Source organism: Cupriavidus respiraculi (genome assembly GCF_914271545.1).
Lineage (GTDB): Bacteria > Pseudomonadota > Gammaproteobacteria > Burkholderiales > Burkholderiaceae > Cupriavidus > Cupriavidus respiraculi.
This window is the reverse complement of record NZ_CAJZAH010000004.1, coordinates 84,062-109,094: the sequence shown is the minus strand read 5'-3', so window position 1 is coordinate 109,094 and position 25,033 is coordinate 84,062. Positions and strand designations below refer to the sequence as shown.

24 protein-coding genes are annotated in these 25,033 nt (G+C 69.1%); 13 read left to right on the top strand and 11 right to left on the bottom strand.

Annotated elements, in window-relative coordinates; all coding sequences use genetic code 11:
* Nucleotides 1–262 precede the first annotated feature (262 nt).
* Nucleotides 263–1,276, top strand: a complete 1,014-nt coding sequence (locus tag LDO27_RS18435) for an SDR family oxidoreductase (protein ID WP_222207393.1) — start codon at nt 263–265, stop codon at nt 1,274–1,276.
* An 8-nt stretch (nt 1,277–1,284) separates the two neighbouring features.
* On the top strand, nt 1,285–1,959 hold the full coding sequence (locus LDO27_RS18430; RefSeq protein ID WP_224043294.1) for a diguanylate cyclase: 675 nt from the start codon (nt 1,285–1,287) through the stop codon (nt 1,957–1,959).
* A 41-nt stretch (nt 1,960–2,000) separates the two neighbouring features.
* Here the strand turns inward: LDO27_RS18430 and LDO27_RS18425 are convergent, their stop codons facing one another.
* The 3 genes from LDO27_RS18425 to LDO27_RS18415 form a co-directional block, all read right to left on the bottom strand.
* On the bottom strand, nt 2,001–2,261 hold the full coding sequence (locus tag LDO27_RS18425; RefSeq protein ID WP_224043292.1) for a hypothetical protein: 261 nt from the start codon (nt 2,259–2,261) through the stop codon (nt 2,001–2,003).
* Between the two features lie 68 nt (nt 2,262–2,329).
* A complete protein-coding gene (locus LDO27_RS18420; RefSeq protein WP_224043290.1) occupies nt 2,330–2,824 on the bottom strand; it encodes a hypothetical protein in 495 nt (164 codons plus the stop codon).
* Nucleotides 2,825–3,089: 265 nt separating this feature from the next.
* Entirely contained in the window at nt 3,090–3,347 is a 258-nt protein-coding gene (locus tag LDO27_RS18415) for a hypothetical protein (RefSeq protein WP_222207555.1), read from the bottom strand.
* Nucleotides 3,348–3,723: 376 nt separating this feature from the next.
* On the opposite strand from LDO27_RS18415, the gene LDO27_RS18410 reads away from it, so the two are divergent.
* Nucleotides 3,724–5,490 (top strand): ATP-binding protein, encoded by a 1,767-nt coding sequence (locus tag LDO27_RS18410; protein ID WP_224043288.1) that lies wholly within the window; start codon nt 3,724–3,726, stop codon nt 5,488–5,490.
* A gap of 13 nt (nt 5,491–5,503) precedes the next feature.
* Here LDO27_RS18410 and LDO27_RS18405 read toward each other — a convergent pair whose 3' ends face one another.
* Entirely contained in the window at nt 5,504–6,016 is a 513-nt protein-coding gene (locus LDO27_RS18405) for a CinA family protein (protein ID WP_222207399.1), read from the bottom strand.
* A gap of 325 nt (nt 6,017–6,341) precedes the next feature.
* On the opposite strand from LDO27_RS18405, the gene LDO27_RS18400 reads away from it, so the two are divergent.
* Together LDO27_RS18400 and LDO27_RS18395 are read left to right on the top strand one after the other, a co-directional pair.
* Entirely contained in the window at nt 6,342–6,782 is a 441-nt protein-coding gene (locus LDO27_RS18400; protein WP_222207401.1) for a BON domain-containing protein, read from the top strand.
* A gap of 94 nt (nt 6,783–6,876) precedes the next feature.
* The gene (locus LDO27_RS18395) at nt 6,877–7,341 is read left to right on the top strand and encodes a hemerythrin domain-containing protein (RefSeq protein ID WP_222207403.1); all 465 of its coding nucleotides are present in this window, start codon (nt 6,877–6,879) and stop codon (nt 7,339–7,341) included.
* A gap of 172 nt (nt 7,342–7,513) precedes the next feature.
* Here LDO27_RS18395 and LDO27_RS18390 read toward each other — a convergent pair whose 3' ends face one another.
* From LDO27_RS18390 to LDO27_RS18375, 4 genes are all read right to left on the bottom strand, one after another.
* Nucleotides 7,514–7,858 carry a BON domain-containing protein gene (locus LDO27_RS18390; RefSeq protein WP_222207405.1) on the bottom strand — a complete coding sequence of 115 codons (345 nt, stop codon included), beginning with the start codon at nt 7,856–7,858 and terminating at the stop codon, nt 7,514–7,516.
* Nucleotides 7,859–7,923: 65 nt separating this feature from the next.
* Nucleotides 7,924–8,103 carry a DUF3008 family protein gene (locus LDO27_RS18385; RefSeq protein WP_222207407.1) on the bottom strand — a complete coding sequence of 60 codons (180 nt, stop codon included), beginning with the start codon at nt 8,101–8,103 and terminating at the stop codon, nt 7,924–7,926.
* Nucleotides 8,104–8,290: 187 nt separating this feature from the next.
* Nucleotides 8,291–9,994, bottom strand: a complete 1,704-nt coding sequence (locus LDO27_RS18380; RefSeq protein WP_224043286.1) for a SulP family inorganic anion transporter — start codon at nt 9,992–9,994, stop codon at nt 8,291–8,293.
* Between the two features lie 63 nt (nt 9,995–10,057).
* Nucleotides 10,058–10,834 carry a 2-keto-4-pentenoate hydratase gene (locus LDO27_RS18375; RefSeq protein WP_224043284.1) on the bottom strand — a complete coding sequence of 259 codons (777 nt, stop codon included), beginning with the start codon at nt 10,832–10,834 and terminating at the stop codon, nt 10,058–10,060.
* A gap of 173 nt (nt 10,835–11,007) precedes the next feature.
* Here LDO27_RS18375 and LDO27_RS18370 point away from each other — a divergent pair, with 173 nt between their 5' ends.
* From LDO27_RS18370 to LDO27_RS18355, 4 genes are all read left to right on the top strand, one after another.
* Nucleotides 11,008–12,285, top strand: coding sequence for a flavin-dependent oxidoreductase (locus LDO27_RS18370; protein WP_224043278.1), 1,278 nt, complete (start codon nt 11,008–11,010; stop codon nt 12,283–12,285).
* A 92-nt stretch (nt 12,286–12,377) separates the two neighbouring features.
* Nucleotides 12,378–13,520 (top strand): ABC transporter substrate-binding protein, encoded by a 1,143-nt coding sequence (locus LDO27_RS18365; RefSeq protein ID WP_224043276.1) that lies wholly within the window; start codon nt 12,378–12,380, stop codon nt 13,518–13,520.
* A complete protein-coding gene (locus LDO27_RS18360; protein ID WP_222207417.1) occupies nt 13,517–14,032 on the top strand; it encodes a DUF3237 domain-containing protein in 516 nt (171 codons plus the stop codon). The genes LDO27_RS18365 and LDO27_RS18360 overlap by 4 nt, the downstream gene beginning before the upstream one ends.
* A 58-nt stretch (nt 14,033–14,090) precedes the next feature.
* Nucleotides 14,091–14,651, top strand: coding sequence for a MarR family winged helix-turn-helix transcriptional regulator (locus LDO27_RS18355; RefSeq protein ID WP_224043274.1), 561 nt, complete (start codon nt 14,091–14,093; stop codon nt 14,649–14,651).
* Between the two features lie 30 nt (nt 14,652–14,681).
* On the opposite strand, the gene LDO27_RS18350 is transcribed toward LDO27_RS18355, so the two are convergent.
* Complete coding sequence (locus tag LDO27_RS18350; RefSeq protein WP_224043268.1) at nt 14,682–15,458, bottom strand: AraC family transcriptional regulator; 777 nt, start codon at nt 15,456–15,458, stop codon at nt 14,682–14,684.
* A 175-nt stretch (nt 15,459–15,633) separates the two neighbouring features.
* Between LDO27_RS18350 and LDO27_RS18345 the strand changes: the two genes are divergently transcribed.
* The 4 genes from LDO27_RS18345 to LDO27_RS18330 all read left to right on the top strand — a co-directional run bounded on the left by LDO27_RS18345 (nt 15,634) and on the right by LDO27_RS18330 (nt 21,445).
* On the top strand, nt 15,634–16,875 hold the full coding sequence (locus LDO27_RS18345) for an MFS transporter (RefSeq protein WP_224043266.1): 1,242 nt from the start codon (nt 15,634–15,636) through the stop codon (nt 16,873–16,875).
* Between the two features lie 243 nt (nt 16,876–17,118).
* Nucleotides 17,119–18,018, top strand: a complete 900-nt coding sequence (gene imuA / locus LDO27_RS18340) for a translesion DNA synthesis-associated protein ImuA (protein WP_224043264.1) — start codon at nt 17,119–17,121, stop codon at nt 18,016–18,018.
* On the top strand, nt 17,951–19,528 hold the full coding sequence (locus LDO27_RS18335) for a Y-family DNA polymerase (protein WP_224043262.1): 1,578 nt from the start codon (nt 17,951–17,953) through the stop codon (nt 19,526–19,528). Before imuA ends, LDO27_RS18335 begins: the two co-directional genes overlap by 68 nt.
* A gap of 126 nt (nt 19,529–19,654) precedes the next feature.
* On the top strand, nt 19,655–21,445 hold the full coding sequence (locus tag LDO27_RS18330) for a pentapeptide repeat-containing protein (RefSeq protein WP_224043260.1): 1,791 nt from the start codon (nt 19,655–19,657) through the stop codon (nt 21,443–21,445).
* A 25-nt stretch (nt 21,446–21,470) separates the two neighbouring features.
* Here the strand turns inward: LDO27_RS18330 and LDO27_RS18325 are convergent, their stop codons facing one another.
* Both LDO27_RS18325 and LDO27_RS18320 read right to left on the bottom strand, forming a co-directional pair.
* Nucleotides 21,471–22,877 carry an FAD-binding oxidoreductase gene (locus LDO27_RS18325; RefSeq protein WP_224043258.1) on the bottom strand — a complete coding sequence of 469 codons (1,407 nt, stop codon included), beginning with the start codon at nt 22,875–22,877 and terminating at the stop codon, nt 21,471–21,473.
* A gap of 397 nt (nt 22,878–23,274) precedes the next feature.
* Entirely contained in the window at nt 23,275–24,894 is a 1,620-nt protein-coding gene (locus tag LDO27_RS18320; protein WP_224043256.1) for a hypothetical protein, read from the bottom strand.
* Between the last annotated feature and the right edge of the window lie 139 nt (nt 24,895–25,033).

Genomic DNA, 25,033 nt, shown 5'->3' with positions numbered 1-25,033 from the left:
ACGCGCACATCGCGGAGAACCGTTATAACGCTTCTCTTTCGGTTCCACGCGGCGCGTTGCCCAGGTGGCACGCCGCACGGCGAACCACTTGGCGTTTTTTCCCGGGTTTGTAATCTTGGCCGGCAGCGGCCGCTACTTTTGCGGGTCATTGCACCGCGTATGCGGGAACGCAATTTGCGACGCATTAACAATGCCGCCGGCAGCATGGTCCCGGGATGCCGCGGCGACATTCCCACATCACCCGGGCCGGAGTGGGACACAGATGAAAACGTCGCTGAAGAAAATCGGGTCGCAAGTCATCGTCATCACGGGCGCCACCAGCGGAGTCGGTCTGCTCGCCGCCCGCAAGGCCGCCGCGCGCGGAGCCAAGCTGGTGCTTGCCGCCCGCAGCGAAGAGGCGCTGAACAAGCTAGCCGAACAATTGCGCGAAGACGGCGCGGAGGTTGCCTCCATGGCCGCGGATGTCGGCAAGCTGGAGGACATGAAGGCGCTCGCGCAGACCGCAATCGAGCGCTTCGGCGGCTTCGATACCTGGGTCAACAACGCGGGCGTGACCATCTACGGGCGCCACAGCGAGGTGCCGATCGAGGACCAGCGCCGCTTGTTCGATACCAACTACTGGGGCGTGGTCCACGGCTCGCTGGTAGCCGCCGCGCACCTGCGCGACCATGGGGGCGCCATCATCAACATGGGCAGCGAGGCGTCCGACGTGCCGCTGCCGCTGCAAAGCGCTTATACCGCCGCCAAGCACGCGGTCAAGGGCTTCACCGATTCCCTGCGGATGGAGTTGGAGCAGGAGCGTGTGCCGGTGTCCGTCACGCTGATCAAGCCGGCGGCCCTGGACACGCCCTTCGTCACGCATGCGAAGAACTACCTGGACGTGGAGCCCGATCTGCCGCCGCCGGTGTACGACCCGGAAATGGCGGCCGACGCCATTCTTTACGCGGCCGAGCATCCACGGCGTGACATGTTCGTGGGCGGCGCCGCCAAGGCGATGTCGGCCGCGGCGTACCATACGCCGCGCACGTTCGACCGCGTCATGCGGCGCGTGCTGGGCCGGGCGCAGCGCACCGACCATCCGGCGGGCCCGCGCGAGGACAACGCGCTGTACAACGGCGGCAACATGCTGGTCGAGCGTGCCGGACGCAGCCACGTGGTCAAGACGTGCCCCTATACCTCCAGCACCCGGCACCCGCTGATGACCGGCGCGATGCTGATCGGCGCGTCCGTCGCGATGGCCTTCGCGTACCAGATGCGCCGCACGCGTTTGCGCTGAGGGGGACGATGCGAGATCCGGCCACCCTGCTGCTGATGTTCTTCCTGGTGCCGCTGTGGCTGCTCGCCGGCATCGGCGACTGGGCCAGTCACCGGCGCACCGGGATCGAACGCACCGCCGGCCCGAAAGAGTCGGCCCTGCATCTGCTGATGCTGGTCGAGGTCGGCCTGCCGATGCTCGCCGCGTTGTTCTTCGAGATCAACGCGCTGGTGATCGCGTTCATGCTGGTGATGCTCCCCGTGCACGAGGCCACTGCCTGGTGGGACGTGAAATACGCCAGCGCCCGGCGCGAGATTCCGCCATTCGAGCAGCACATGCACAGCCTGCTCGAAGTGCTGCCGCTGACGGCGGTGCTGTTCGTGGTCGCGATGCACTGGGACCAGTTCCTGGCGCTGTTCGGCATGGGCGCCGAGCCCGCCAGCCTGGCCCTGCGGCTCAAGACGGAGGCGTTGCCGGGCTGGTACCTGGCCGGCCTGATGGCGGCCGTGCTGCTGCTGGCGGTGCTGCCGTACGCGGAGGAATTCTGGCGCTGCGTGTCGTGGCAGCGCCGGCATGGCGCCGCTGCGGGTGGTCCCGGGTTCGCGGGAACGATGAGCCGCAAGCGCAGGGCGGCGGGGGACGGCATGGTCCGGGCGGTGACCGATCGCGCCGGGCCCACGGCCGCGCCGCGCGAGCGGGTCTAGGTGGAGCGCGGCCGGCGGAAGGCGACCGCGCGACAGCCGGGTCAGCCGACCCTGCGCCAGGTCCTCACCAGCAGATATACCCCGTACGCAGCCGCCAGCGCGCACACGATGCCGACGATGCGGCCTCCCAGGTTGGCACCGTCCCATGCCGCCACGGTCAGCAGGCCGTCACCGCGAAACCACAACATGGCTTCGTGGCCGCTGGCCACCACCAGGATGGTCAGTGCGAGCGCGTCGAGCAGGCGCGCCATGGGAGGGCGCGAGGGATTGAGTCCGTGGTCGGTGGTAGATGGTGTTGCCATGGCGGTTCCGGTTTAGGCGCGCGCCTTGGCGGGGGGCGGCCGCTGCGGGTCGCGCGTGGGTTGGGAAATCACGGTGAAGGTTGGCGCAGGCGGCGGCGCGGGGCTGCCAGCGGCGGCGGCCGGGGCACATCCCTGGCGCGCTGCTCCAGCACGCGCTGCAGTTCGAAGCTGCTCTCGTAATAGCGCACGAGCAGTGGACGCAGCGCAGGGTCGGTCAGCTCTGCCCTGAGCATTACCGCATAGCCCGCCACCGCGCGGGCGGCCTGGTGGCTGGCGTCCTGCAGCAGCTGCCACTCGTCGGTGGACGGCGAGACCTCGGCGCGGCGCACCGCGCGCCCCCGCGTCGCCGCAGCGGCGGTGGCCTGCGGGCCGGCGCGGTACGCCAGTTCTGAGGCGGCGCAGCGCTGCATGGAGGCGCGGTGCGCCAGCAGAGCGCGCAATTGCGGGTCCGTCGCCCGGGCGGCGGCGGTATCGAGCGCGTCGGCGCACAGCGACGCCTGATGGCTCAACCGCGAAAGCTGGATGGCGATATCGTCGACGGCGGCTTTGGTGTTCGTAGTCACGGTATGGCGGCGGACGGCCGCTCCGGTTCATCCGCGGCAACGCCGGCCGCGGACGCTGGTTCCGGTCCGGTCTTGCCGGATACCGGACCCCGCCCGCACCCGGGCGAGGATCCGGCATCCGGGCGCGCCGGGCCGCTCTCGATACGTCCGCGACAGGTTGGAACGGCCACGTTCTGGCGTGGTGTCCCCCCGGCGCTCGCGTTCCTTGCCACTCCTCTCCTGAACCATCGCTCGCGGCCCCATTCACGGGCGCCGCGTACCGCCGTCAGATATTTTCGACCGGCGGCTCACTTTCTTCGGGGTTGCCACCGGGCTGCTTCACCGATGGCGGTTCGCCATTCTCGTCGGGCACATCGCGTCCCTGACCGGCGCCCCGTTCCTGGTCCGTCGCCTGCTCGACACGCTCGGCGTTCGGTTCTTCCCGGCTCTGCTGGTCCAGGGGTTTGCCGTTGCCGCGGTCGCTCTGGCGCTGCGGTTCGGTGGTGGGCTCCGTCTTGGACCCGTTGTTCGGTTCGGTCGCCATAGGTTTCTCTGTTGCACTCGTTGACAGGTTGGCACTGATTGGGTGCGAATCAGCAGCTTCCATGCCAGCCACGCAATGACGGCGGCCGCGATGCGGCGTGCAATTCCGGCGCGCGCCGTGCGTCGCTTTTACCGCACGTGTGGTGCGTTTTGTAAGTTTTCCGGTGCGCTGTTTCTTCCGTGCGACCGCTGCATCGCGGCCCTTCGTGACTACTGTAGACGGCTGTCACGACAACGATCACATTTTTCCGCGTATTTCTGGAATTGACGTGGGCCGTTTTCCGCGTCCCGCCGCGCGCATGGCGCCTTGCCTATGCTGGAAGCCCGCCAACGTGCCGGTGCCGTCGCACGTTGGGCCATCTGCCAAGCCCGATCCCATGCCCGCCGATTCCCGAACCCACCACTATTTCTTCGTGCGCAGACGCACATTGGCGTTGCTGCTGGTCGGCACGGTGCTGTTGCCGGCCGCATTGCTGGCGGCGTGGGGATGGCTCTCGCTGAACAGCGCGATGGCCGAGGCCGAGGAGCAGTCCGCCTTGCTGGCGCGCGTGGTCCAGGAGCAGGCCAGCAAGGTGCTGGAGAGCAACCGGCTGGCGAACAACCGCATCTGCGACCTGACGCACGGCATCGGCAACACGGAGCTGCAACGGCGCGAGCGCGAATTCCACCGGCGCCTGGCGCAGATCGCGGATGACCTGCCCCAGGCGCTGGCGCTGTCCGTGTTCGATGTGCACGGTGCGCTGCTCGTCAGCAGTCGCTACTTCCCCGTGCCGCCAGTGGACATTTCGCAGCGCGAGGATTTCCGCGCGGTAGTGTCGGAGGGCAATGCCACGCATATCTCGGCACTCGTCCACGGCAGCATCTCGCCGCAGCCGATGTTCAAGGACAGCATGCCCCGCCGCGGCGTCGCGGACGAACTGCTCGGCATGGTCTCGGTGTCCCTGCGCCCGGGCTATTTCGCCGATTTCTATCAGGACGTGCTGGTCAAGGCCGAGGGCTACACCGCCGCGCTGGTCCGCCGTGATGGCGCTGTGCTGTCCGCCTATCCGCCGATGACGCGGAGCGTCCTGCCTCCCGAACTGCTGGCCGAGCTGATGCGCGGCCCGGCCGGCTCCGAGCGCATGCTGCGCACCGCGGGCCTCGATGGCCGCGACAGCATCGTGGCGCTCAGGCCCATTGCCGCTGGCCGGCTGTACGCGGCTACCTTGGTGCCCCTGGCCGCGATCCGGGCGGGATGGAGACACCAGATGGTCACCGCCGCGCTGATCGCGCTGGTGCCCTGCGCGGCGTTGTGGCTGCTGGGCTGGCAAAGCTTGCGCCGGCTGCGCGACGAAGAACTGGCGTACCTGAGCTGGCAGCGCGAGCGCGGCCGGCGCGAGGACCTGGAGAAGCGCTACCGCGAGTCGCGCAAGCTCGAGGCGGTGGGGCGCCTGATGGCGTCGGTGGCGCACGACTTTCGCAACGTGCTGTCGATCATTTCGGCGCACACCGACGTGCTGCTGCTGCGCGCGGGCATGCCGGTGGAGCCGGCTGTCGCGGGCATCCGCAAGGGCGTGGCCAGCGGTACGGCGCTGGCCGGCCGCCTGCTGGGACTCGCCACCAAGCGCGAGCATCGTCGCGAGCGCATCTGCGTGCGGGACGCGTTGCGCGAGTGCGAGTCGCTGATACGCGCGGCGCTGGGGCCGCGCGTGGCACTGCAATGCCGTATCGAGCCGGACTGCCGCGATATTCTGGCGGACAAGTCCGAACTGGAACTGGCACTGGTCAATCTGGCGGCGAATGCGCGGGACGCGATGCCGGAAGGCGGGATCTTCGAGCTGCGCGCGGCCAATGTGGCACCCGCCGAGCGGCAATGCGCGCAGTTTCCCGAAGGGCTCGCGGGCCGGCTGGTGTGCCTGAAGGCCAGCGACAACGGCATGGGCATGCCGCCAGAGGTGTCCCGGCGCGCGCTCGAGGCGATGTACACGACCAAGCCGGGCAGCCGCGGCACTGGCCTGGGCCTGACCCAGGTAAGCGACTTCTGCGAGGAGGCGGGCGGGGCCGCCTCGATCGAATCCCAGGTTGGCGTCGGCACGACGGTCAGGCTCTACCTGCCGGGCGCGGGCAGCGCTTGCGGGCGGGCGGACGTGGTGGTGCCCAGGTAGCCGGCGGCCCGGCTCAGGTCGCGGCGGGGACGCTGAAGCTGCGCTGCGCCAGTTCGTGATAGTGGGCAACGCGCGAGAGCGCCCACAGTGCCGCCTGCTCCCGCACGTCGTTGCGCCCCCCGCCGAAGCGCACCGTCTCCGAAAACTCCACGGTCCGTCCGGCATTGCGGAACACCCAGGCAAAGCACTGCGTTCCCGCGGGTGTGTCGTCGTCGCCGCCATCGTCGGCCACGCCGGTATTGGCGATGGCGAGGTTGGCCGCGGCCACCGACAGCGCGCCGCGCGCCATCGCGAGCGATACCTCTTCGCTGGTCAGGCCGAAACGGCGGATCGTCTCGGCCGGCACGCCGAGCACACTCTGCTTGATATCGGGCGCGTAGGCCACGATGGCGCAACGCAGCGAGGCGCCGCAACCGGGCACCTCTGCCACGCGCGAAGCGATCAGCCCTGCGGTGCACGACTCGGCGGTGGCCAGGCGCAGGTCGTGTCGGATCAGGAATCTGGCGGCTTCTTCGATGGGGCTCATGGGGCGTCTCCTGCGGTATCGGTGTATCCCGTTGCGATGCAATCGCCCTGGGTCATTCCCGTATGGCTGGCAGGTTCCGTGCCAACGCACCGCGTCCGTTTGCGAGTTTTACCGGTGGATCGGGAGCCACGCGCTACGTATGTAATTTTGCCAACGACCGGCAACTTCGCGCGGTGGTCGCAAGCGCCGGGCGCTGCCAACGCGCGCTGGGCCCCGCGGAAAGCGCGGCCTGGCGGCGCCAGTTGCAGGAGGTACGGAATTTGCCTCGTCCCCTGACATCGCCGTCCCGACGCGGTACCCCAAGCCAACAGCAAGGAGCACAACCATGCCGGAACAGAGTACGAGCACCCCCGCAGGCCAGAACCCGGGCCCGGGCGTGCGCTCCGACCGCAGTGAGTCGCAGATCCAGAGCCGCAGCGCCGATCCGGGGCAGAGCAGCTATGGAGGTTTCAAGAACGAGGACACCCGCTTCCAGCACCAGAGCGCCGATGCGTCCGGTGGCGGCACGCAGTCCGGCGGCCAGCAGGGCGGCGCGCGTAGCGACGAACGGCTGCGCGACCGCGTCTGCGAGCAACTGTGGCGCACCGGCCTGGATGTCAGCGAAGTCAGCGTCAATGTGGCCGGCGGCTACGTGACGCTGGAAGGCACCGTCGGCAGCCGCGACGAGCGGCGCGCTATCGAGGACTGTGTTGACCGGTGTGCCGGCGTCGCCGATATCACCAACCGCATTCGAGTAGAACCCGACCGGACAGGGCAGCATCACTGATTTGCCGCCTTGCCGGTCTGCATCACCGCATCGACATTTACCCCACTATCCGATGCCCCCACGCATCGTTGGCCATTAAACAAAGGAGAGCCACATGGAAAAGTCGAAGATCCCCGCCGCGCAACGAGAAGCCATCGGCATGCTGATGGACGACCACCGCGCCGTGAAGAAGCTGTTCAAGGAGTTCGAGGGCGCGAAGGAGCGCTCGCAGCAGGAACAGATCGCGCAGCAGACCTGTCATGAGCTGACCGTGCACGCCCAGATCGAGGAAGAAATCTTCTATCCCGGCGTGCGTGGCCAGTCCGACGACATCGACGATCTGCTGGACGAAGCGAAGGTCGAGCACCAGGTCGCCAAGGACCTGATCGCAGCCATCGAGGGCGATCTCGGCGGCGAGATGCTCGAGGCCAACTACAAGGTGCTGTCCGAGTATGTCAGCCACCACGTCCAGGAAGAAGAGGACGAGCTGTTCAAGAAGGTGATCAAGACGGGCATGGACCTGAAGGAAGCCGCGCAGCAGATGATGGCGCGCAAGGAAGAACTGATGGCGATGGCCTGATCCTCCAGGCGTGTCATGCCACGGAGGCCGGCTCGCGAGGGCCGGCCTCCGTGGCTTTGGGCCGGCCGTCGGATCCGGCTGATCGTCCGAATGGAAAAGCGCACGCGCGGAGCAATCCGCGCGTGCGCTTTTTCCTGCTGCTTTCTTTGGTGCGTACCTTCGCTGGCGCCGCTCAGACCTTGTGATTGATCTGGCCGTACGGCGGATCGAGCGGCTTGCCCTGCGACTGCGGGGCGGGCTCGTCGCTGACCGGCGGCACCGGCACCCGGGTCTGCAGTTCGTTATGGATGCCGAGAATGCCGGGCGTCACGGATGCGGCCTTGGTGATGCGCTCGACGGTATCGACATCCTCCACCGTGCCCACCAGACGCACCCGCTTGTCGTCGACCGTGATGGTCACGTCCGTGGGCAGCTCGCCGTCGAAGGCCTGCGCGATCTGCTCGCGCACGAGGTTGGCCAGGTCGCCGTCGGCGCCGGCCGCTTCGGTATCGAGATTGGTGGAGGAGCGTTCCGTCATGGCTTGTTCCGTGAAATGTCGGGGAAGGGAAGCGGCGACCCGGGACAGTGGCCGCCCGGCCCGCGTCACTTGTGCGCCGGCTTGCCCTTCTGGCTCGTCGATGCCATGTCGTGCAATTCCTTCTCGCTCATGGACTTGTACATCGACTTGGACGCGCCCTTGAGTTCGCCGGCCTTCTTGTCGCCCCGCTTGGCGGAAAGTGCCGCGCCGGCGGCCATTTGCTGAGCCTTCGATTTTGCTGGCATGGTGTACCTCCATTCGGTTGGGAACAGGGATTGCGCGGACGGCGCGCAAGCGAGGCACGCAAGCACCGTGCCCATCTGCATGAGAGAGTTTGCCGGGGGCGGGGGCGCGCTTGCATGCCGGATGGCACTGCTCGGGGCTCCCAACCGGCAACGCTATCTTGCACCCCTTGTAAATCCGCGAGGCGGCTTATGCGCCGTCCACGGCCTGGGCGCCACGCGCGCGATACGCCTGCAGCGCCTCCTGTCGCGAGCGATGGAATACGATTCCCGTGGTGGCAGGGTCGATCTTGCGCCGTCCCAGCCAGGCGAGCAGTTGTGCCGTGCGCCCGGCGATGACCAACTGGACCCCGCGGGCCGCCAGGGCCTGCTGCAGCTCGCGCACCATCATGGCACCGGTGTAGTCGAACTGCGCGATCGAGATGGCGTCGATGACCACCCACTGCGCCTGATGCTGTGCCGCCAGAGCGATGACCCGCGTCTTGAAGTACCCGGCGTTGAAGAAGGTCAGCGGGGATTCGAAGCGGTAGATCAGCAGGCCCGGCACGGGCCGCGCATCGGGATAGTGGGCCAGCTCGAAGAACTCGTCGTGTCCGGGCACCATGCCGAACAGCAGTTCCGTGGGGCGCGCCATCTGCTTGAGAAAGCGGATCAGCGCCACCGCGACGGCCAGCAGGATGCCCGGCATCACGCCGAGCAGGACCACGCCCAGCAGCGTCACCAGCGCGATACCGTATTCGCCCTTGCTGTAGCGGCGCACGTCCATGAAACCGATGGGATCGATCAGGCCGACCGCCACCCCGATCAGGATGGCGCTGAGCGCGGCGCTGGGCACGCCGGCCAGCGCGTCGGTGAAGAACAGCAGCACCAGCAGGATCGTGGCCGCCGCGACGATCGACACCATGCGTGTGCGTCCGTTGGCTGCGTCGCTGAGCGCCGTGCGCGAGGTGGAGCCTGCCACGGCGAAGCCCTGCGACAGCGCGCTGGCGAAGGTGGCCGCGCCGCCGGCGAAGAACTCCTGATTGCCATCCACCGCGTAGCCGTTGCGCGTGGCGAAGGTACGGGCGGCGAGCATGCTCTTGCTGAACGACACGAGCGCAATGCCGACCGCGCCGGGAATCAGCGTGCCCAGCGTCTCGTGTGGCAGCGAGGGCCCCACCCACTCCGGCAGCCCAGCGGGCAGCGCGCCAACGGTGGCGATGCCCAGCCGGTGCAGGCCGAGCAGGCGGGTCGCCAATGCCACGCCCAGCAGCGCCAGCAGCACCGCGGGTCCGCGCGGCCACAGCCGCTTGAGCGCGAAATAGGTGCCGAGGGTGGCCGCCGAGATCGCCAGTGTGGGCAGGTGAATGGACGAAAGCTGTCCGGCGAAGGACTGCAACTGGCCGATCAGGTCCCTGCCTTGCAGGGCGAGACCGGTGACCTTGCCAAGCTGGCTGACGACGATGTTGATGGCCACGCCGTTCATCAGGCCGGCCAGGATCGGCAGCGACAGGAAGTCCGCCAGGAAACCGAAGCGCAGGCGGCCCGCGATCATGCCGAACAGGCCGGCGAGCAGCGTGAGCGACATGGCCTGCGCCCGGTATTCTTCTGACCCGGGCGTGGCCAGCGGAAGCAGGGTCGCGGCTACCAACGCCGATGTGGCGGCGTCGGGCCCCACGATCATCTGCGGCGACGAGCCGAGCAGTGCGTAGACCAGCAGGGGCAGGATCGCGCTATAGAGTCCGACCTCCGGGCTGAACCCCGCGAGCTGGGCATAGGCCATGCCGACCGGAATGGTGACGGCCGCCACCGACAGCCCGGCCATGCCGTCGCCCCGGAAATCGGACCACCGGTACCGGGCCAGTTCGCCCAGGCCGGGCGCCATCGCGGCGATTCGTGCTCCGACAGCGTTCATCGCACACCTCCGACTGATGCCGCATTTCGCAACCGCCGCCACGGCGGCGGGCGCGGGCCTGGTTCAGCGGCTCACGGTAAAGCGCAGCGACGCTTCGCCCAGCCGCGCTTCGTATTCCCCCGGCGTATCCGTATCGAGCGGGACCGTCAGCGTGCCGGTCGTCACCGTCTCGCCGGCGGCGATGGCGGTGCCGTTGGCGGCGAACACCTGCCACAGGTGAGCCAGCGCCAGCAGGGGATCGGTGCGGGCGTCGCCGGTCAGTGCGGCCGCCACCGCCACGCCATCGCGATACAGCGCCGCGGGGGCCGCGAGCCACGCAGACGCCGCGCCGCCGGGCAGCGCATCGCCCCGGACAAAGGCGTGGAAGGCGGCGTTGTCCGCGACGAAGCTGGGGAAGCCCACGGCCTTGCGGTCGACGAAGCGGCTGCAGACCACTTCGACCGCGACCATGGCGTCCGCGATCATGGTGGCGGGATCGAACGCCTCGCGCGCCGGCGCAACGTCGCGCGCGAATACCACGGCGGCCTCGACCTCCAGCGTGAAGGTAGCACCCGCGGGCAGACGCAGGGTTGCGCCAGAGTCGTACATGCTGGTCTTCAGCAGGCGCCCCAGCGCCGGCGGCGTGGGCGCGTCCTCGCGCAGGCCGCGCGGGCTGGCGCCGGCGATCTTCCAGCCGGCGGTGCCTGCGCCGGTCAGCGCCACGAACCGCGCCTGCAGCGCATAGGCCTGTTCCAGCGTGCCGGGGCGCTCGCCCTGCGGCAGCGCGTCCAGGCGCCGGCCGTCGCGCCATGCCGCGGCGAGCCGGTCGGCCGCCTTCGTGACATCCATTTCCGTATGCATATGCAGTTTTCCGCAACTGTGAGGCAGCGTGCATTGTATGCGCACGAATCCGCGTTTACCTCAGGTGAAATGGCCTTTCAAGGCGCGGCGCGCTTTAGTTATACTACTGAACAATCAAGCAGCCTGCCGCGCACGGAACGCCGGAGCAGGCCCGACAACGAGACGGAGACACCATGAAGCTCGCGATCGCCGGCGGCGGCATCGGCGGCCTGACGCTGGCACTGCTGTGCCAGCGCCGCGGCATCGACGTGGAAGTGTGGGAGGCCAGCGAGTCGTTGCGCCCGCTGGGCGTGGGCATCAACCTGCTGCCGCACGCCGTGCGCGAGCTCGCCGCGCTCGGGCTTGCCGACGAACTGGCCGCCATGGCCATCGAGACCGCCTCGCTGTCCTACTACAACAAGTTCGGCCAGCGCATCTGGCATGAGCCGCGCGGGCGCGCGGCGGGCTATGACTGGCCGCAGTTCTCCGTGCATCGCGGCGAATTCCAGATGATGCTGTACCGCGCCGCGGTGCAGCGCCTGGGCGCCGGGCGGGTGCATACCGGCCATGCCTTCGAATCGGTGGAGGCGACCGGAGCCCGGGGCGAGCCGGTGCGCTTCACGCTGCGCCGGCGCGCCGATGGGGCCGCCGTACAGGCGCAGGCCGATGTGCTGGTCGGCGCCGATGGCATCCATTCGGCCGTGCGCCGGCATTTCTATCCGAGCGGGGACGCGCCGCGCTTCTCCCGCCGGATGATCTGGCGCGCCACCACCGAGGCCGCACCCTATCTCGACGGTCGCTCGATGTTCATGGCGGGCCACCAGGACCAGAAGTTCGTCGCCTATCCCATCTCCGAGCCGCTGCGGCGGCAGGGCAGGTCGCTCGTCAACTGGATCGCCGAACTGCGCGTGCCGGACGACGTGCCCGACACGCCGCCGCGCAGCGACTGGAATCGCGAGGTCGACAAGTCGCTGTTCCGCGACGCCTTCGCCGGCTGGCGCTGGGACTGGATCGATATTCCCGCGCTGATCGACGGCGCGGCGGCAATCTATGAATTCCCGATGGTCGACAAGGACCCGCTGCCGCGCTGGACCTTCGACCGCGTCACGCTGCTGGGCGACGCCGCGCACCCGATGTATCCGATCGGTTCGAACGGCAGTGCGCAGGCCATCCTGGATGCGCGCTATCTGGTCGACTGCCTGCTGGGCACCGCCGATACCGGCTACGCGCTGCGCGAGTACGAAGCCGAACGGCTGCCGCGCACCGCCGGCATCGTGCTGCGCAACCGGCTCAACGGCCCCGAGCAGGTCATGCAGCTCGCCGAGGAACGTGCGCCGCAAGGCTTTACCGATATCGACAGCGTGATTCCGCTGGCCGAGCGGGAAGCGATCGCCCTGCGCTACAAACAGCTCGCCGGCTTCGACCGGCAGTCGCTGCAAGGCGCGCCATCGACCCAATCCGGCGGACGCTGACGAAGCGGGCGCGCCTTTCACCGTCATTCCAACCGTCGTTTTCCACAGCCGAGAAGCCGGTCCCGCGCCGGCCATTTTTTCCTGGAGACCTCATGCCCCGCGCCATCCTGCCCCGCCTGGCCGTGTCCCTGACCGCCGCGCTGCTGCCCGCTCTCGCCCTCGCCGACGTCACCGTCGGGGTCAGCATTTCCTCGACCGGACCGTCGGCCTCGCTCGGCATTCCGCAGAAAAACTCGATGGCGTGGCTGCCCGAGTCCATCGGCGGCGAGAAGATCCGCTACATCGTGCTGGACGATGGCTCCGATCCCACGCAGGCCACGCGTGTGGCGCGCCGTTTCGTCAGCGAAGAAAAGGTCGACATCATCCTGGGCTCGTCGGCGGTGGCACCGTCGATCGCCATCTCGGAGGTGGCCGACGAAAGCCAGACCGTGCAGCTGGCCTTTTCGCCGATCGAGCTCAAGCCCGGGCGCGGGGAATGGACCTACCGGCTGGCCCAGCCCGTGAAGCTGATGGCCGAGGCGGTGGCCGCCACCGCGCGCGCCAACGGCGTCAAGACCATTGCGTTCATCGGCTTCGCCGACGCCTATGGCGAGACGTGGCACAAGGAATTCACCACCGCGGCCGGCGCCAATGGCATCCGCATCCTGGCCTCGGAGCGCTATGCGCGCTCGGACACCAGCGTTACCGCGCAGGTGCTCAAGCTGATCGCCGCGCGGCCCGATGCGGTGCTGATCGCGGGCGCCGGCACGGGCGCGGCGCTGCCGCACACCACGCTGCGCGAGCGCGGCTACACCGGGCCGGTGTATCACACGCATGGTGCGGCCACCAAGGACCTGATCCGCATCGGCGGGCGCGCGGTCAACGGCGCCATCCTGCCGGCCGGGCCGGTGATCGTGGCGGAGCAGCTTGCACCCGGCAATCCGGTCAAGGCGCCGGCCATGGACTATGTGGGCCGCTATGAAAAACAATACGGGCCCGACAGCCGCACGCAGTTCGGCGCGCATCCCTACGACGCGGGGCTGGTGCTGCAGCGGATCGTGCCGGTGGCGTTGAAGCAGGCCAAGCCGGGCACTGCGGAATTCCGCAAGGCGCTCAAGAGCGCGCTGGAGTCCGAGCGCAATATCGTCGTCTCGCATGGCGTCATCAACTACACCGCGCAGGACCACTTCGGCTTCGACGCGCGCGGCCGCGTGATGCTGACCATCGACAACGGCAACTGGAAGCTGCTCAAATGAGCGCCGGCATGGACCCCGGCATGCACCCCGCCCGCATCGCCACGCCCGCGCTCGAACATGTGGCGGACTTCGTGTTCCGCCTCGCACCGGTGGTGGAGGTAGGCGGCAGCGCGCTGGGCAACCGCCGCGTGATCCCGATCGTCGACGGCGTGGTGACGGGACCGCGGCTCAATGGCCGCATCCTGCCGGGGGGAGCGGATTTCCAGCTGATCCGCCACGACGCGCCCGGCGAAGACATCGGCGTTGCCGATATCGAGGCGCGCTACGTGCTGGAGACGGACGACGGCGCCCGCATCTATATCGTCAACGCGGGGGTGCGCAGCGCCAGCGCGCACGCGATGGCGAAGCTGGCCGCCGGCGAGCCGGTGGACCCGGCCGAGGTCTACTTCCGCACCGCCCCGCGCTTCGAAACCGCCGCCCCGGCCTATCGCTGGCTGATGCGGCATCTGTTCGTGGCCAGCGGCGCGCGGTTTCCAGACCGGGTGGAAATGCGGTACTTTCGCGTGACCTGAGCCTCGCGCGAATGTGCGAGCGCTCGCGCGCGAACGTCCCTCCCAACACAGTATCCCGATGACCGCAGTCCCTTCCTCAGGCAGCCACGACGAACCCCTGTCGCCCGATCCCGTGCCGGTCGCGGCAGCCCCCGCCGAACCCGACACGGGAGCGGCCGCCACGGATGGCGCCTTCGATCCACACCTGCCCGAAGTCGAATACGGCGTGCTGGACGGTCTGACCGGCTACGCCATCCGGCGCGCGCAGATCCGCATCTACGAGGATTTCGTGCGCTCGCTGGCGCCGTGGAACATCACGCCGCCGCGCTTCTCCGCGCTGACCATCATCGCCAACAACCCCGATCTGAAGCTCACCGAGCTGGCGCGCATCCTGGGCATCGCGCGCTCCGGGGCCGTGCTGCTGATCGACGCGCTGGAGGACATGAAGCTGGTGGCGCGGCGTGCTTCGCGCTCGGACCGGCGCGCCCACAGCCTGGCGCTGACGCCGACCGGCCGCAAGACGCTGGAGGCCGTCACGCAGGCGGTGTGCGAGCACGATGCCCGCATCGCCTCGGGCTTGTCCGCGCAGCAACGCGCGACGCTGCTGGACTTGCTGGCGCGGCTGGGCCCGCCGCGCTAGGTTTCAGGGGGCCGCGGCGTACCGGCTGCGCTACCGGTAAAAGCTGGACGGCGCGACGCCGAAGTGCCGCCGGAACATGGCGGCGAACGCGCTCGGACTCGAATAGCCGCAATCCAGTGCCACGTCGATGAGCTTGCCGCCCTCGGCAATCCGGCGCAGCGCGTGCAGCAGGCGCGCCTGCTCGCGCCATTGCGCGAACGTCATTCCGGTTTCCCGGGTGAACAGGCGATGCAGCGTCCGCTCGCCCACGCCGATCGATTGCGCCCAGTCCGCGGCGTTGGAGGCGTCGGACGGACGCACGGTCAGCGCCTCGCAGATGGACCGCAGCCGCGGGTCCACGGGCATCGGCAGATGAAGCGGGATGGTGCTGGACATCCGCAGCTCGCAGATCAGCAGGTCCAGCAGCAGGGCGTCGCGGCTTGTGACCTCGCCCGCGGGCGGGATCCGGACCGCCTCGACGAGGAGTTCGCGCAGCAGGGGCGAGACATTGATGACCCCGCTGTCGGCCGGCAGGCTGGGCACGCGCTCCGAGTCGATATAGGCCGTGCGCATCACGACGTCGCCGGACATCGTCACATTGTGCGGCAGCCCCGTTACCATCCATAGCGCCCGGTTGGGCGGCACGACCCACGAACCGGCGTCGGAATGCACCACCATCACCCCATTGGTCGCATACAACAGCTGGCCGCGCGGGTGGGAGTGCCAGCCGGTGGACGAGCCCGAGGGCCAGCGGTTTTCCATGACTACGAGCGGTCGCGGGTGGTTGTCGAAATGCTTGTGCTTGTGGGAGGGGTGGGCGCTCTGCATGGCAGGAACTCTACAGTAACTGGCAGACTGGCGAGCGACTGCCGTGCCGCCCCGCCGTATCCTTGCGGCTCCGTGGAACGCCTTTTCCTGCCACGCGCCCGCTCTACCGGACTTTCTGCACTCCCGCGGCATGGCGGACATTTCCCGCCGCCCGCGCATGCCCGACTCGACCTCTATGTCTGCCCACTCTACGACGCTCGACTCCACGGCGGCTGCCGCCGTTCCGTCCGCCTCTGATTCCCAGAGCCACGGCTTCCTGCTGCCGGTGGTTGGCGGTGCGGCCTTCGCCCACCTGCTCAACGACCTGATCCAGGCGATGCTGCCGTCCATCTACCCGTTGCTCAAGACAAATTTTGCGCTGAGCTTCGGCCAGATCGGGCTGCTGGCCCTGGTGTACCAGGCGACGGCGTCCCTGCTGCAGCCCTGGATCGGGATGTACACGGACAAGCATCCCAAGCCCTACCTGCTGCCCGCGGGGATGGTCATGACCCTGGTCGGCATCGGGCTGCTTGCCGTTGCGAACTCGTTCGGCATGCTGCTGGTGGCGTCGGCCGTGGTTGGCGTGGGCTCGGCCACGTTCCATCCCGAGGCATCCCGCATCGCCCGGCTGGCCTCGGGCGGGCGCTTCGGTACCGCGCAGTCCACGTTCCAGGTCGGCGGGAACACGGGCAGCGCCATCGGGCCCCTGCTCGCGGCCGCCATCATCATTCCCCATGGCCAGCACGCCGCGGCGTGGTTCATGGTGGTCGCCCTGATCGCCATCGTGGTGCTCGTGCGCCTGACGGGCTGGGTCCGCCGGCATGGCCAGGCCAAGGCCAGGAGCCTTGCGAAGAGCCATGGCGGCGCGGGGTTGGGCCGCAGGCAGGTGGTGCAGGCGGTGGCGGTCATCTGCGTCCTGATGTTCGCGAAGTTCGTCTATATCGCGGCGTTCACGAACTACTTCACCTTCTACCTGATCCAGCGCTTCGGCCTGAGCGTGCAGCACAGCCAGATGTTCCTGTTCCTGTTCCTCGCCGCCGTCGCCGCCGGTACCTTCGCGGGCGGGCCGGTCGGCGACCGGATCGGACGCAAGGCGGTGATCTGGATTTCCTTCCTGGGCGTCGCGCCGTTCGCCCTGGCGCTGCCCTATGCGAACCTGTTCTGGACGGGCGCGCTGGCCATCGTCATCGGCCTGGTGATGTCGTCGGCCTTCGCCGCGCTGGTGGTCTACGCCCAGGAGGCCGTTCCGGGGCGCGTGGGCCTGGTGTCCGGCCTGATGTTCGGACTGATGTTCGGCATCGGCGGCATCGGCGCGGCCGGGCTGGGCGAGCTTGCCGATATCAAGGGCATCGTGTGGGTGTACGGCGTCACATCGTTCCTGCCGCTGCTGGGCCTGGCCACCGCGCTCCTGCCCAATACGCACAAGAAGGCGGGCTGAGGAGCGTCCTGTCGCGGAGGCTTTCCGCGGGGTGTGGCGACCGCGCACGTGTCGAGCATGTCGTCGCACCCGTGTTACGCATGTGTCCGAACGCGTGGCACCGATCTGCGGTGATGCTGGCAGGGTGACCACAGGCAGAAATCGCGCAGCTTTTCAAGCTATTGTGTTCTTCCGAAATACTGTATAAACATACAGTACCAGGAAATCAAACCTTGTCCTTTTAGGACGAGGCACACAAAGCACATGACTGCGCAACCGCACGCCGCCCCGGCATTGGACGAGGGCGCCCGGCGTTCTTCGCCCCTGTCCCCGGCGGACCGGCAGGAGGCGCTGACCGAACTGGAACAACGCTATCCCGGCCTGTGGCGCGCCGGGCAGCTTGGTCAGGCGGCCAACCTGCCCGTGCTGCCCACCGGCTATGACGCACTGTCGGCGGAACTGCCCGGTGGCGGCTGGCCCGTTGGCGCGCTGACCGAGCTGCTGCACGCCGACAGCGGGATGGGCGAGGTGCGCCTGCTGCGTCCGGCGCTGCGGGCGCTGGCGCGGGACGGACGCCGGCTGGTGCTGGTCGGGCCGCCTTATGCGCCCAACGCGATGGGGCTGGCCACCTGGGGTTTGCCGGCGCCGCAGGTGTACTGGGTGCGCGCGGGGCAGTCCGGAAGCCCGGCCGCGGCCCGTACCGCGCGCCAGGCCCAGGCCGATATCCTGTGGGCCGCCGAACAGGTGCTGCGCAGCCAGGCCTTCGGCGGCGTGCTGGTGTGGCTGCCCGGCGCGCGGCCCGAGGCGGTCAGGCGGCTGCAGGTGCTGGCCCAGGCCAGCGAGGCGGCGGTATGGGTCTCGCGGCCGGCCACCGCGCTGCGCGAATCCTCGCCGGCGGTGCTGCGCCTGCTGCTGTCGCCGGTGCCCGGCAATGCCCTGTCCATTACCTTCCACAAGCGGCGCGGCCCCGTGCGCGAGACGCCGCTGGTGCTGCCGCTGGACGAGATGCCGGCCGTGCCGGGACGCGCCCGGCCGGCCACTGTGCCGGCCACTCCATCCGTTCCTGCTACCCCTGTTGTCGAGGGAGGGCACGACCATGCCGTACTGGATCGCGGTGCATCTGCCGCGCCTGTCGCTGGACGCGCTGCAGCCGAGCTGGCCTGAGGCGGGCGGCGGCGGGGCGGGGTCGGCGGCGGTATCCGGCATGCTGCGCCATGCCGTGCCCGTGGTGGTGCTGGAGCACGAGCGCGTGGTGCTGGCAAACCGTGCGGCGATGGCGCTGGGCGTGCGGGCCGGCATGCGGCGCGGCGGCGTGCAGGCGCTGTCCGCCGAGGTGGTGCAGCTGGAGCGCGACCTCGCCGCCGAGGCGCGGCTGATGACGGCGCTGTCGCTGGCGCTGCTGCATTTCACCCCGCATGTCACGTGCGATGCCGAGGCCGACGCGGCCACCGTGATGCTCGATGTCACGGCCAGCCTGCGCCTGTTCGGCGGCCACCGCGCGCTGTGCCGCGCCGTGTACGCCTGTGTGCGCGGGCTCGGTGCCTTCCCGCAGATCGGCAGCGGTACCACCGCGCATGGTGCCGCCTGGCTGGCGGCGGTGCCGCTGCGGCTGAACCGGCGCGGTGCCGTGGAACGGCCGCTGCGGCGGGCGGTGCGCGAGGCGCGCATGGTGCGCCTGCTCGATCGCATGCCGGTGGCCATGCTCGATGGCCTGGTCGATGCGGCCTGGCTCGATGGCATCGGCTGCCGCACCGTGGGCGAGGTGCGGCGCCTGCCGCGCGCCGGTCTGAAGCGCCGGCTTGGTCCCGCCTTGCTCGCCCGGCTGGACCAGGCCTGCGGCGAAGCCCCCGCGCGCTTCGTCTGGTTCGTCGCGCCGCCCTCGTTTGCGCAGCGCATGGAACTGCCGGGCCGGATAGAGTCCGCCGCCGGCGTGCTGGCCGGTGCCCAGCGCCTGCTGCTGGCGCTGGCCGGATGGCTCGCCGTCCAGCAGGCGGGCGTGACGCGCTTCGTGCTCAGGATGGAGCACGAGCGCTACCGGTTGGGCGCGGACATCGCGGCCACCCCGGTCCAGATCGGCCTCGCACAACCCAGCCGCGATGCCGCCCACCTGTCGAAACTGCTGCAGGAAAAGCTCGACCGGGTGCAATTTGACGCCCCCGTGACGGGCCTCGCGCTGGAGGTCGAAGGCATCGAAGCCTGCCTGCCGCAAAGCGAGTCGCTGTTCCCCGAGCCCGGGGGCGGACCCGCCGAACTGGGCCGCCTGCTCGATACGCTGGTGGCCCGGCTGGGCCGGGACAACGTGCTCCAGCCTACGCCCGTGCCGGATCATCGTCCCGAATGCGCCAATCGATGGCAGGCGGTCGACGAACCCCGGCCGCGCTCCGCGCCGCCGGCATCCGGCCCGGCCGGCACCCAGCCCGAGCGCCCGCTATGGCTGCTGGAGCCGCCGCGGCCCTTGCCCGTGCAGCGTCACCGGCCCTGCCATGGCGGCCCCTTGACCTTGCTGTCGCGGCCCGAGCGGATCGAGGCGGGATGGTGGGACGGGGGCCTGGCCACGCGCGACTACTTTGTCGCCGAACGGGCCGATGGCCTGCGCTGCTGGGTCTATCGAGAACGCCCCGGGCGGGAAGAGGGCGGGGAGTACCGCTGGTTCCTGCATGGCTTGTTCGCCTGACCCTGGCGCCAGGACGCGGCTTCGGTTCCGAAGCGGCAAATATGTCAGGCTGTGACTTTTTCGCAAGACGAAAGAAAGCCATGACTGGACAATGCCGCGCCATCGAGCGCGCCACACCGTCCTGCCATGCCGTCCGGAAACTCCCCCGACATCGTCTCGTCCTCCCCCATCCTCCGGTACGCCACGCGGCATGCCTTCACCCGCAGCATCGAAGACCCGGACACCGCGCCGGCGTGGCGCGACGCGATCCGCGCCGGCAATGTTCCCACCCTGGTGATCGAGGGCCGCGCCTTCCACGTCGAACTCCTTCCCGATCGCGCACGGTTCATCGACGCCGCGCGGCAGACGCCATGGCAATGGCTTGTCCGCACGCTATTCGGCGACAGCCTGCGCGCGCATCTGGAGCAGTCTGTCGACCGGACCGGCGCACCGTCCTTCATGGGCCCGGTCCCGGCATGGTCCAGGCGGCGCGCCGCGGCGCTGCACGAGGAGGTGGCACGCCACCGCATCATCCTCAACGCCCCGCTTTCCGAAGGGCAGGATGCGGCCCTTTACCGCCCCCGCTTCCATACGCGCGGCATCGACCGATCCGGCGCCGAGTTGCTGTTCCGCCAGGACCGGTTCGACGCCCAGGGACAGAACTTCCGCCGCGGCAGGCTCGCGGGCATCGACCTGCGCGAGCGCAATCTGCAACGCACGATCCTCAATGAATCCGATCTGCACCGCGCCGATCTGCGGCGCGCCGACCTGCGAGGCGCCGCGCTGCGCGGGGCGCGGCTGCGGGAAGCGATACTCGCCGGCGCCCGGCTGCACGATGCCGACCTGCGCGGCGCCGATCTGCGCAAGGCCGACCTGCGTGGCCTGGATCTGACAGGCACCGCATTGACCGGAGCCAGGCTGCACGGGGCCCGGCTGGAGGGTGCCACGCTTGCATTGCCGGACCTGCTGGCGCTGATCGGGCAGCGTGTGGACGTGCGCGGCACCAGGGTTCAATGGACGCCGCAGCGGGGGCAGGCCTGCGATGGCGCGCACCTGCGCAGGCTGATCCGTGCCGGCGTCGATCTGCGCGGTGCGGACCTGCACGGCCTGAACCTGCGCGGGCTCGACTTCGGGGCCGCCGATCTCGCAGGGGCGAACCTGAAGGGCGCGTGCCTGCTGCAAGCCAATCTGCAATGCGCCACGCTGCGCAAGGCGGAACTGCACCAAGCGGATCTGGCACGCGTCCGTCTCGGCTGGCGGACCCTCGCCGGCGCGCGGCTCGACAGGACGGCGCTGGCATCGCTGCGCAAGCCTCCATTGACGCGGGGCATTCCGGGGATGGAGGAGCAGGATCGGCGCCGCCTCCGGCAAGCCGTGGCGTATGCCAGAACATTCCCCACGCCGGCCGAACGGCATGCGGCGCTGGACGAAAAGTATCCTCCGCATCTTCCGCACGACCTGTACGGCGTGGACCTGGCGGGACAAGACCTGCACGGCTTCGACTTCCGCTACATCAGCCTGGCGGACGCGAATCTCGCGGGTGCGATCCTCGACGGTGCGATGTTCCATGGCGCGACGTTGACGGGAACGGATCTGCGCGGCGCGACCATCAACGGTGCGCTCGTCACCAGCGCGGACCTCGCGGGCGCTCGCCTCGCGAGCACCGCCCTTGGCCCGTCCGCGGACAGCGTGCCACGCGTCAGCGGCCCGGCGGCCGAGCCCGATGCCGCCGATCCTCTTCCATCCGGGCAGGCCGGCAGTGCCCCGGTCACCGACCTCGGCGCCAACGTGCCAGCGGACGCGATGGCGGTCGTGGACTCCGCCGCGATCAGGCCCTTTTCACATGAGGCCGGAAGCGGCTTCGCCCCGTGGATTGCCACGCCGGGAGAACCCAAGAGCGCTGCGCCGGCGCCGGCCACGGTATCTGCCGTGGCCTGACGCGGCGGACTCTCGCGCCTTGGCATCACGCCGTGGCCCCGGCCGCCGATGCGGGCCGGATGTTCTGGTTGCCGCAGAAGCGGTTGTCCGGGTCGTACCGGCGCTTGACTTCGGCCAGCCGGCCGTAATTCTCGCCATACGCGGCATTGACCCGGGCGCCCTCATCCTCGGTCAGGAAGTTGACGTACACGGTGCCCAGCGCGAACGGCGACAGCGCGTCGAACATGCCGCGCGTCCATGCGATGCAGCGCTGATCGTCGGCTGCATCGGCCCAGCGCCCGTGGATGTTCATTACGAAGTTGGCGTCGCGATGCGCATAGGCGGTGGCGTCGCGCGCCACGCGCCCCACCTGGCCTCCCAGCGCGCCGATGAATATCTCGCACTCCGGCGAAGGCGGCGAGGCGATGGCGTCGGCCACGACGCGAAACAGCCCGTCGTCGAGCCGCGCGAAATTGTGCGACTTCCAGTAGTTGCGGCCGCCGGGCGTCAGCAGCGGATCGAACGCCTTCTGCCACGCGGTATAGGGCATCGGGCCAAGATGCTCCCCATGCGGCTTGGCGAAATGGCGGATTGGATCGAGTGCCTGCGCGCCGTTGGCCGGGTCGCCCGCATAGCACGATGCGAGCGCGATGACCGGTTTGCCATGCACCTCGGGCGGCAGGAACGGCAGGGGCGGGGCCAGGCGCAGCACGGCCCACACCGTCACGTCGTCCGGCGCGGCGTCGATGAATGCCCGATAGCGCGGCAGCACTTCGGCCGCCTGTTCCAGCGGATAGATAACCAGCCCGCCATAGATTTCCGGTCCCACCGCATGCAGCGCGAACTGGAACAGCGTCACGATGCCGAAGTTGCCGCCGCCGCCGCGGATGGCCCAGAACAGCTCCGGCTCGTTGTCGGCATCCACCCGGTGCCAGGCGCCGTCGGCGGTCACGATCTCGGCGGCGACCAGGCTGTCCACCGTCGTACCCAGCTTGCGGCTGAGCCACCCGAACCCACCGCCCAGTGTCAGGCCCGCCACGCCGGTGGTGGAATTGATGCCCAGGGGCACGGCAAGGCCGAAGGCCTGGGTCTCGTGATCGAGGTCCGCCAGCAGGGCGCCGGGCTCCACCCACGCCATGCGTGATGCCGGATCGACTCGTACCGAGCGCATGGCCGACAGGTCGATCACCAATCCGTCGTCGCACAGCGCGGTGCCGGCGATGTTGTGGCCGCCGCCGCGCACGGCCAGCCGCAGCCCGTTGCCCTGCGCAAAGCGCAGCGCGGCCACGATATCGGCCACGCCCGCGCAGCGCACGATCAAGGCCGGGTGGCGGTCCACGGTGGCGTTCCAGATTCGTCGGGCTTGCTCGTAGCCGTCGTCGCCGGGCTGGAACACGGTGCCTCGCAACGTTGCCTTCCAGTCGTCGATGGTCTGCTTCGTCACAGTCGTCATGGCGCACCTCACGCGGTTGGATCAGCGTGCTCGACTGGCCGTCCTGGAAGCGCGGCCCCCGAGGCGGGATGCCGTGGCGCCCGTGGGCGATGGCCGGCACGGGCAAGGCTTGGCAACGTTACGGCGACGAAGGGAGGAGGGCGGTGGGGATCGGCGGAGGACGCTGGTGCGGACCATTTAAGGCGCGCCGGGGGTCAAAGTAAACCGCTGCCGATGGCCAGCGCAAGCAAAGCGCAGCCTGCGGCGGATCGCACGAATTGCCGGCCCCAAAAGTAAAAACCCGCCGCCTTCGCTACGGGCGTTGCAGCGAAGGCGGCGGGTTCACTCCGGCTTGCCGATCCGCCGCGCCGGCCCGCCGTGCGGGTGCGAAGCAGCGCGGCGCCGGAAGGCGTGGCGCCTAGTTCGGTTGGGGCCGCGTGACCGAGACGCCGAAATACTGGTTGGCCGGATTCGCTCCTACCGCGACGGTCAGGCCGGAATTGCCCAGACTCATCGAGATGGTCTCGGCCGCGGCGTCACTCAGAGCCCGATAGCGCAGGCCGGTAACGGGCGAGTTGATCTTCCAGCTATCGATCCGTCCGTCGTCTCGCTTGCGGGTGTAGGTTCCTGCTTGCGCATCGACGCCCACGATGTTGGTGGAGAACGATTCCAGCGGCGAAATGCCGTTCGATGCCGACAAGGTCATGTCCCAGTATGCGTTGGTCGAACCGAGTGCCGGCAGCGTGGCGGGTGCCTGTTTGGTGGCCACGATGATGCCGATCGGGCTGACGATGAACGCGCTCAGCTGGCCATCGGTGCCCTTGAACGCGTAGGCGCGCTGCGTGCCCTGCCAGTTGGTCAGGTCGAAGCTGCCATCGGCGTTGGCGGTGACCACCGGGCGGCCGTCCTCGTCCCAGTCCTTGCATCCCAGGCTGTTGCAGTCGGCGCCGGCCGTGACCTTGCCCGTGGCATCAATGGTCATCGTCAGGCGGCGCGGACCCAACTCGTACGTCCCCATGTCGATCTGGAAGCCGAGGCCGTTCCAGTTGCCGGTCATTTCGCTCAAGGGGATGGTTTGCGCGGGTACGAGGAAGGCGGGGGGCGATGTCGGTCCCGAGGGTGCCAGCAGCACGCCGAGGCCCGATTTGGCCATCAGCAACGTCCCGCCGGTCACGGCGAAGCGGCACGCTTGCGACGGGTCGGCCGTGATCGGCAGGGGCGTGCCCGGATCGAGGGGGGACGTCGCCGTCATGGCCTCCGCATCGATCGTCAGCATGGGACTCACGTCGATCGGCGCTTGCAGGACACCGCGATAGTTACCCGAGCGCAGCCCCGCGCAGCTTGCGGAGGCCGGCTTGAGCGCCGTCTGGATCGCGGTCGGGCCGGCGTTCACGGCGATGGCCGCGGACAGTTCCGCCAGCGTGGTCTTCGATGCGGCGAGCAGGGCCATCAGCGCATCGAGCTTCTTGTCCAGTGCATTGCCGGCCGTATTGCCGTACGCCGCCTGCAGCGGGTCCTTGATGGGATCGACGCCGTTCAGGTCCACCAGCCCGTTCAGCACGTCCCGCAATGCCTGGATGGCTGCCGCGATGTTCGCCGGCGTGACGGTGTTGTCGGGGGCGGTGCCGAACTGCTTGAAGAACGCCGTCGTGTCGCCCTTGACCATCGACGCCATCATCAGCTCGGTAAACGGCGTGATGTTGGCAACGGCGTTCAGATCCGTGCCACCTTCGACGACGGAATGCAGCATCACGCCCCCCGGTGCCGGCACGCTCAGCACGCAGGGGCGCGTGGCGTTGGCAATGCCAACCGTGAAGGTGCCGTCAGCGGCGGTGGTAGCGGTGCCGCTGCCCACTGCGCACGTCGCTTGCACGGTGGCATTGGCCAGCGCGACGCCCACGGCGGCGGTGCCGCTGATATTCGTCGTGACGACTGGCGTGGCAGGAGCCGGTGCCGGCGCCTGCGCCGAGTCGTCGCCGCCACCACAGGCCGCGAGCATGGCCGCCGTCAGGCCGGCCAGAACAAGTCTTGTATTCATCCCGTCGATTTCCCTGTCTTGCCGGGACGCAGCGTATCCGCTGCCGTCGCCCGGCTCGTGTCATTGTTTTTGTTGCGCGCGCTCCAGACCGAAGCCGGCCGGACGACGCGCGCACGCGAGTATGAAGACAGGGGTATCG

Coding starts and splice junctions, on each gene's coding strand:
- LDO27_RS18345 (WP_224043266.1), top strand. CDS start 15,634: ATGTCTGCCCACTCTACGACGCTCGACTCCACGGCGGCTGCCGCCGTT.
- LDO27_RS18375 (WP_224043284.1), bottom strand. CDS start 10,834: ATGCATACGGAAATGGATGTCACGAAGGCGGCCGACCGGCTCGCCGCG.
- LDO27_RS18360 (WP_222207417.1), top strand. CDS start 13,517: ATGAGCGCCGGCATGGACCCCGGCATGCACCCCGCCCGCATCGCCACG.
- LDO27_RS18400 (WP_222207401.1), top strand. CDS start 6,342: ATGCCGGAACAGAGTACGAGCACCCCCGCAGGCCAGAACCCGGGCCCG.
- LDO27_RS18395 (WP_222207403.1), top strand. CDS start 6,877: ATGGAAAAGTCGAAGATCCCCGCCGCGCAACGAGAAGCCATCGGCATG.
- LDO27_RS18405 (WP_222207399.1), bottom strand. CDS start 6,016: ATGAGCCCCATCGAAGAAGCCGCCAGATTCCTGATCCGACACGACCTG.
- LDO27_RS18325 (WP_224043258.1), bottom strand. CDS start 22,877: ATGACGACTGTGACGAAGCAGACCATCGACGACTGGAAGGCAACGTTG.
- LDO27_RS18385 (WP_222207407.1), bottom strand. CDS start 8,103: ATGCCAGCAAAATCGAAGGCTCAGCAAATGGCCGCCGGCGCGGCACTT.
- LDO27_RS18425 (WP_224043292.1), bottom strand. CDS start 2,261: ATGGCAACACCATCTACCACCGACCACGGACTCAATCCCTCGCGCCCT.
- LDO27_RS18370 (WP_224043278.1), top strand. CDS start 11,008: ATGAAGCTCGCGATCGCCGGCGGCGGCATCGGCGGCCTGACGCTGGCA.
- LDO27_RS18415 (WP_222207555.1), bottom strand. CDS start 3,347: ATGGCGACCGAACCGAACAACGGGTCCAAGACGGAGCCCACCACCGAA.
- LDO27_RS18380 (WP_224043286.1), bottom strand. CDS start 9,994: ATGAACGCTGTCGGAGCACGAATCGCCGCGATGGCGCCCGGCCTGGGC.
- LDO27_RS18410 (WP_224043288.1), top strand. CDS start 3,724: ATGCCCGCCGATTCCCGAACCCACCACTATTTCTTCGTGCGCAGACGC.
- LDO27_RS18355 (WP_224043274.1), top strand. CDS start 14,091: ATGACCGCAGTCCCTTCCTCAGGCAGCCACGACGAACCCCTGTCGCCC.
- LDO27_RS18335 (WP_224043262.1), top strand. CDS start 17,951: ATGCCGTACTGGATCGCGGTGCATCTGCCGCGCCTGTCGCTGGACGCG.
- imuA (WP_224043264.1), top strand. CDS start 17,119: ATGACTGCGCAACCGCACGCCGCCCCGGCATTGGACGAGGGCGCCCGG.
- LDO27_RS18435 (WP_222207393.1), top strand. CDS start 263: ATGAAAACGTCGCTGAAGAAAATCGGGTCGCAAGTCATCGTCATCACG.
- LDO27_RS18365 (WP_224043276.1), top strand. CDS start 12,378: ATGCCCCGCGCCATCCTGCCCCGCCTGGCCGTGTCCCTGACCGCCGCG.
- LDO27_RS18330 (WP_224043260.1), top strand. CDS start 19,655: ATGCCGTCCGGAAACTCCCCCGACATCGTCTCGTCCTCCCCCATCCTC.
- LDO27_RS18350 (WP_224043268.1), bottom strand. CDS start 15,458: ATGCAGAGCGCCCACCCCTCCCACAAGCACAAGCATTTCGACAACCAC.
- LDO27_RS18430 (WP_224043294.1), top strand. CDS start 1,285: ATGCGAGATCCGGCCACCCTGCTGCTGATGTTCTTCCTGGTGCCGCTG.
- LDO27_RS18390 (WP_222207405.1), bottom strand. CDS start 7,858: ATGACGGAACGCTCCTCCACCAATCTCGATACCGAAGCGGCCGGCGCC.
- LDO27_RS18320 (WP_224043256.1), bottom strand. CDS start 24,894: ATGAATACAAGACTTGTTCTGGCCGGCCTGACGGCGGCCATGCTCGCG.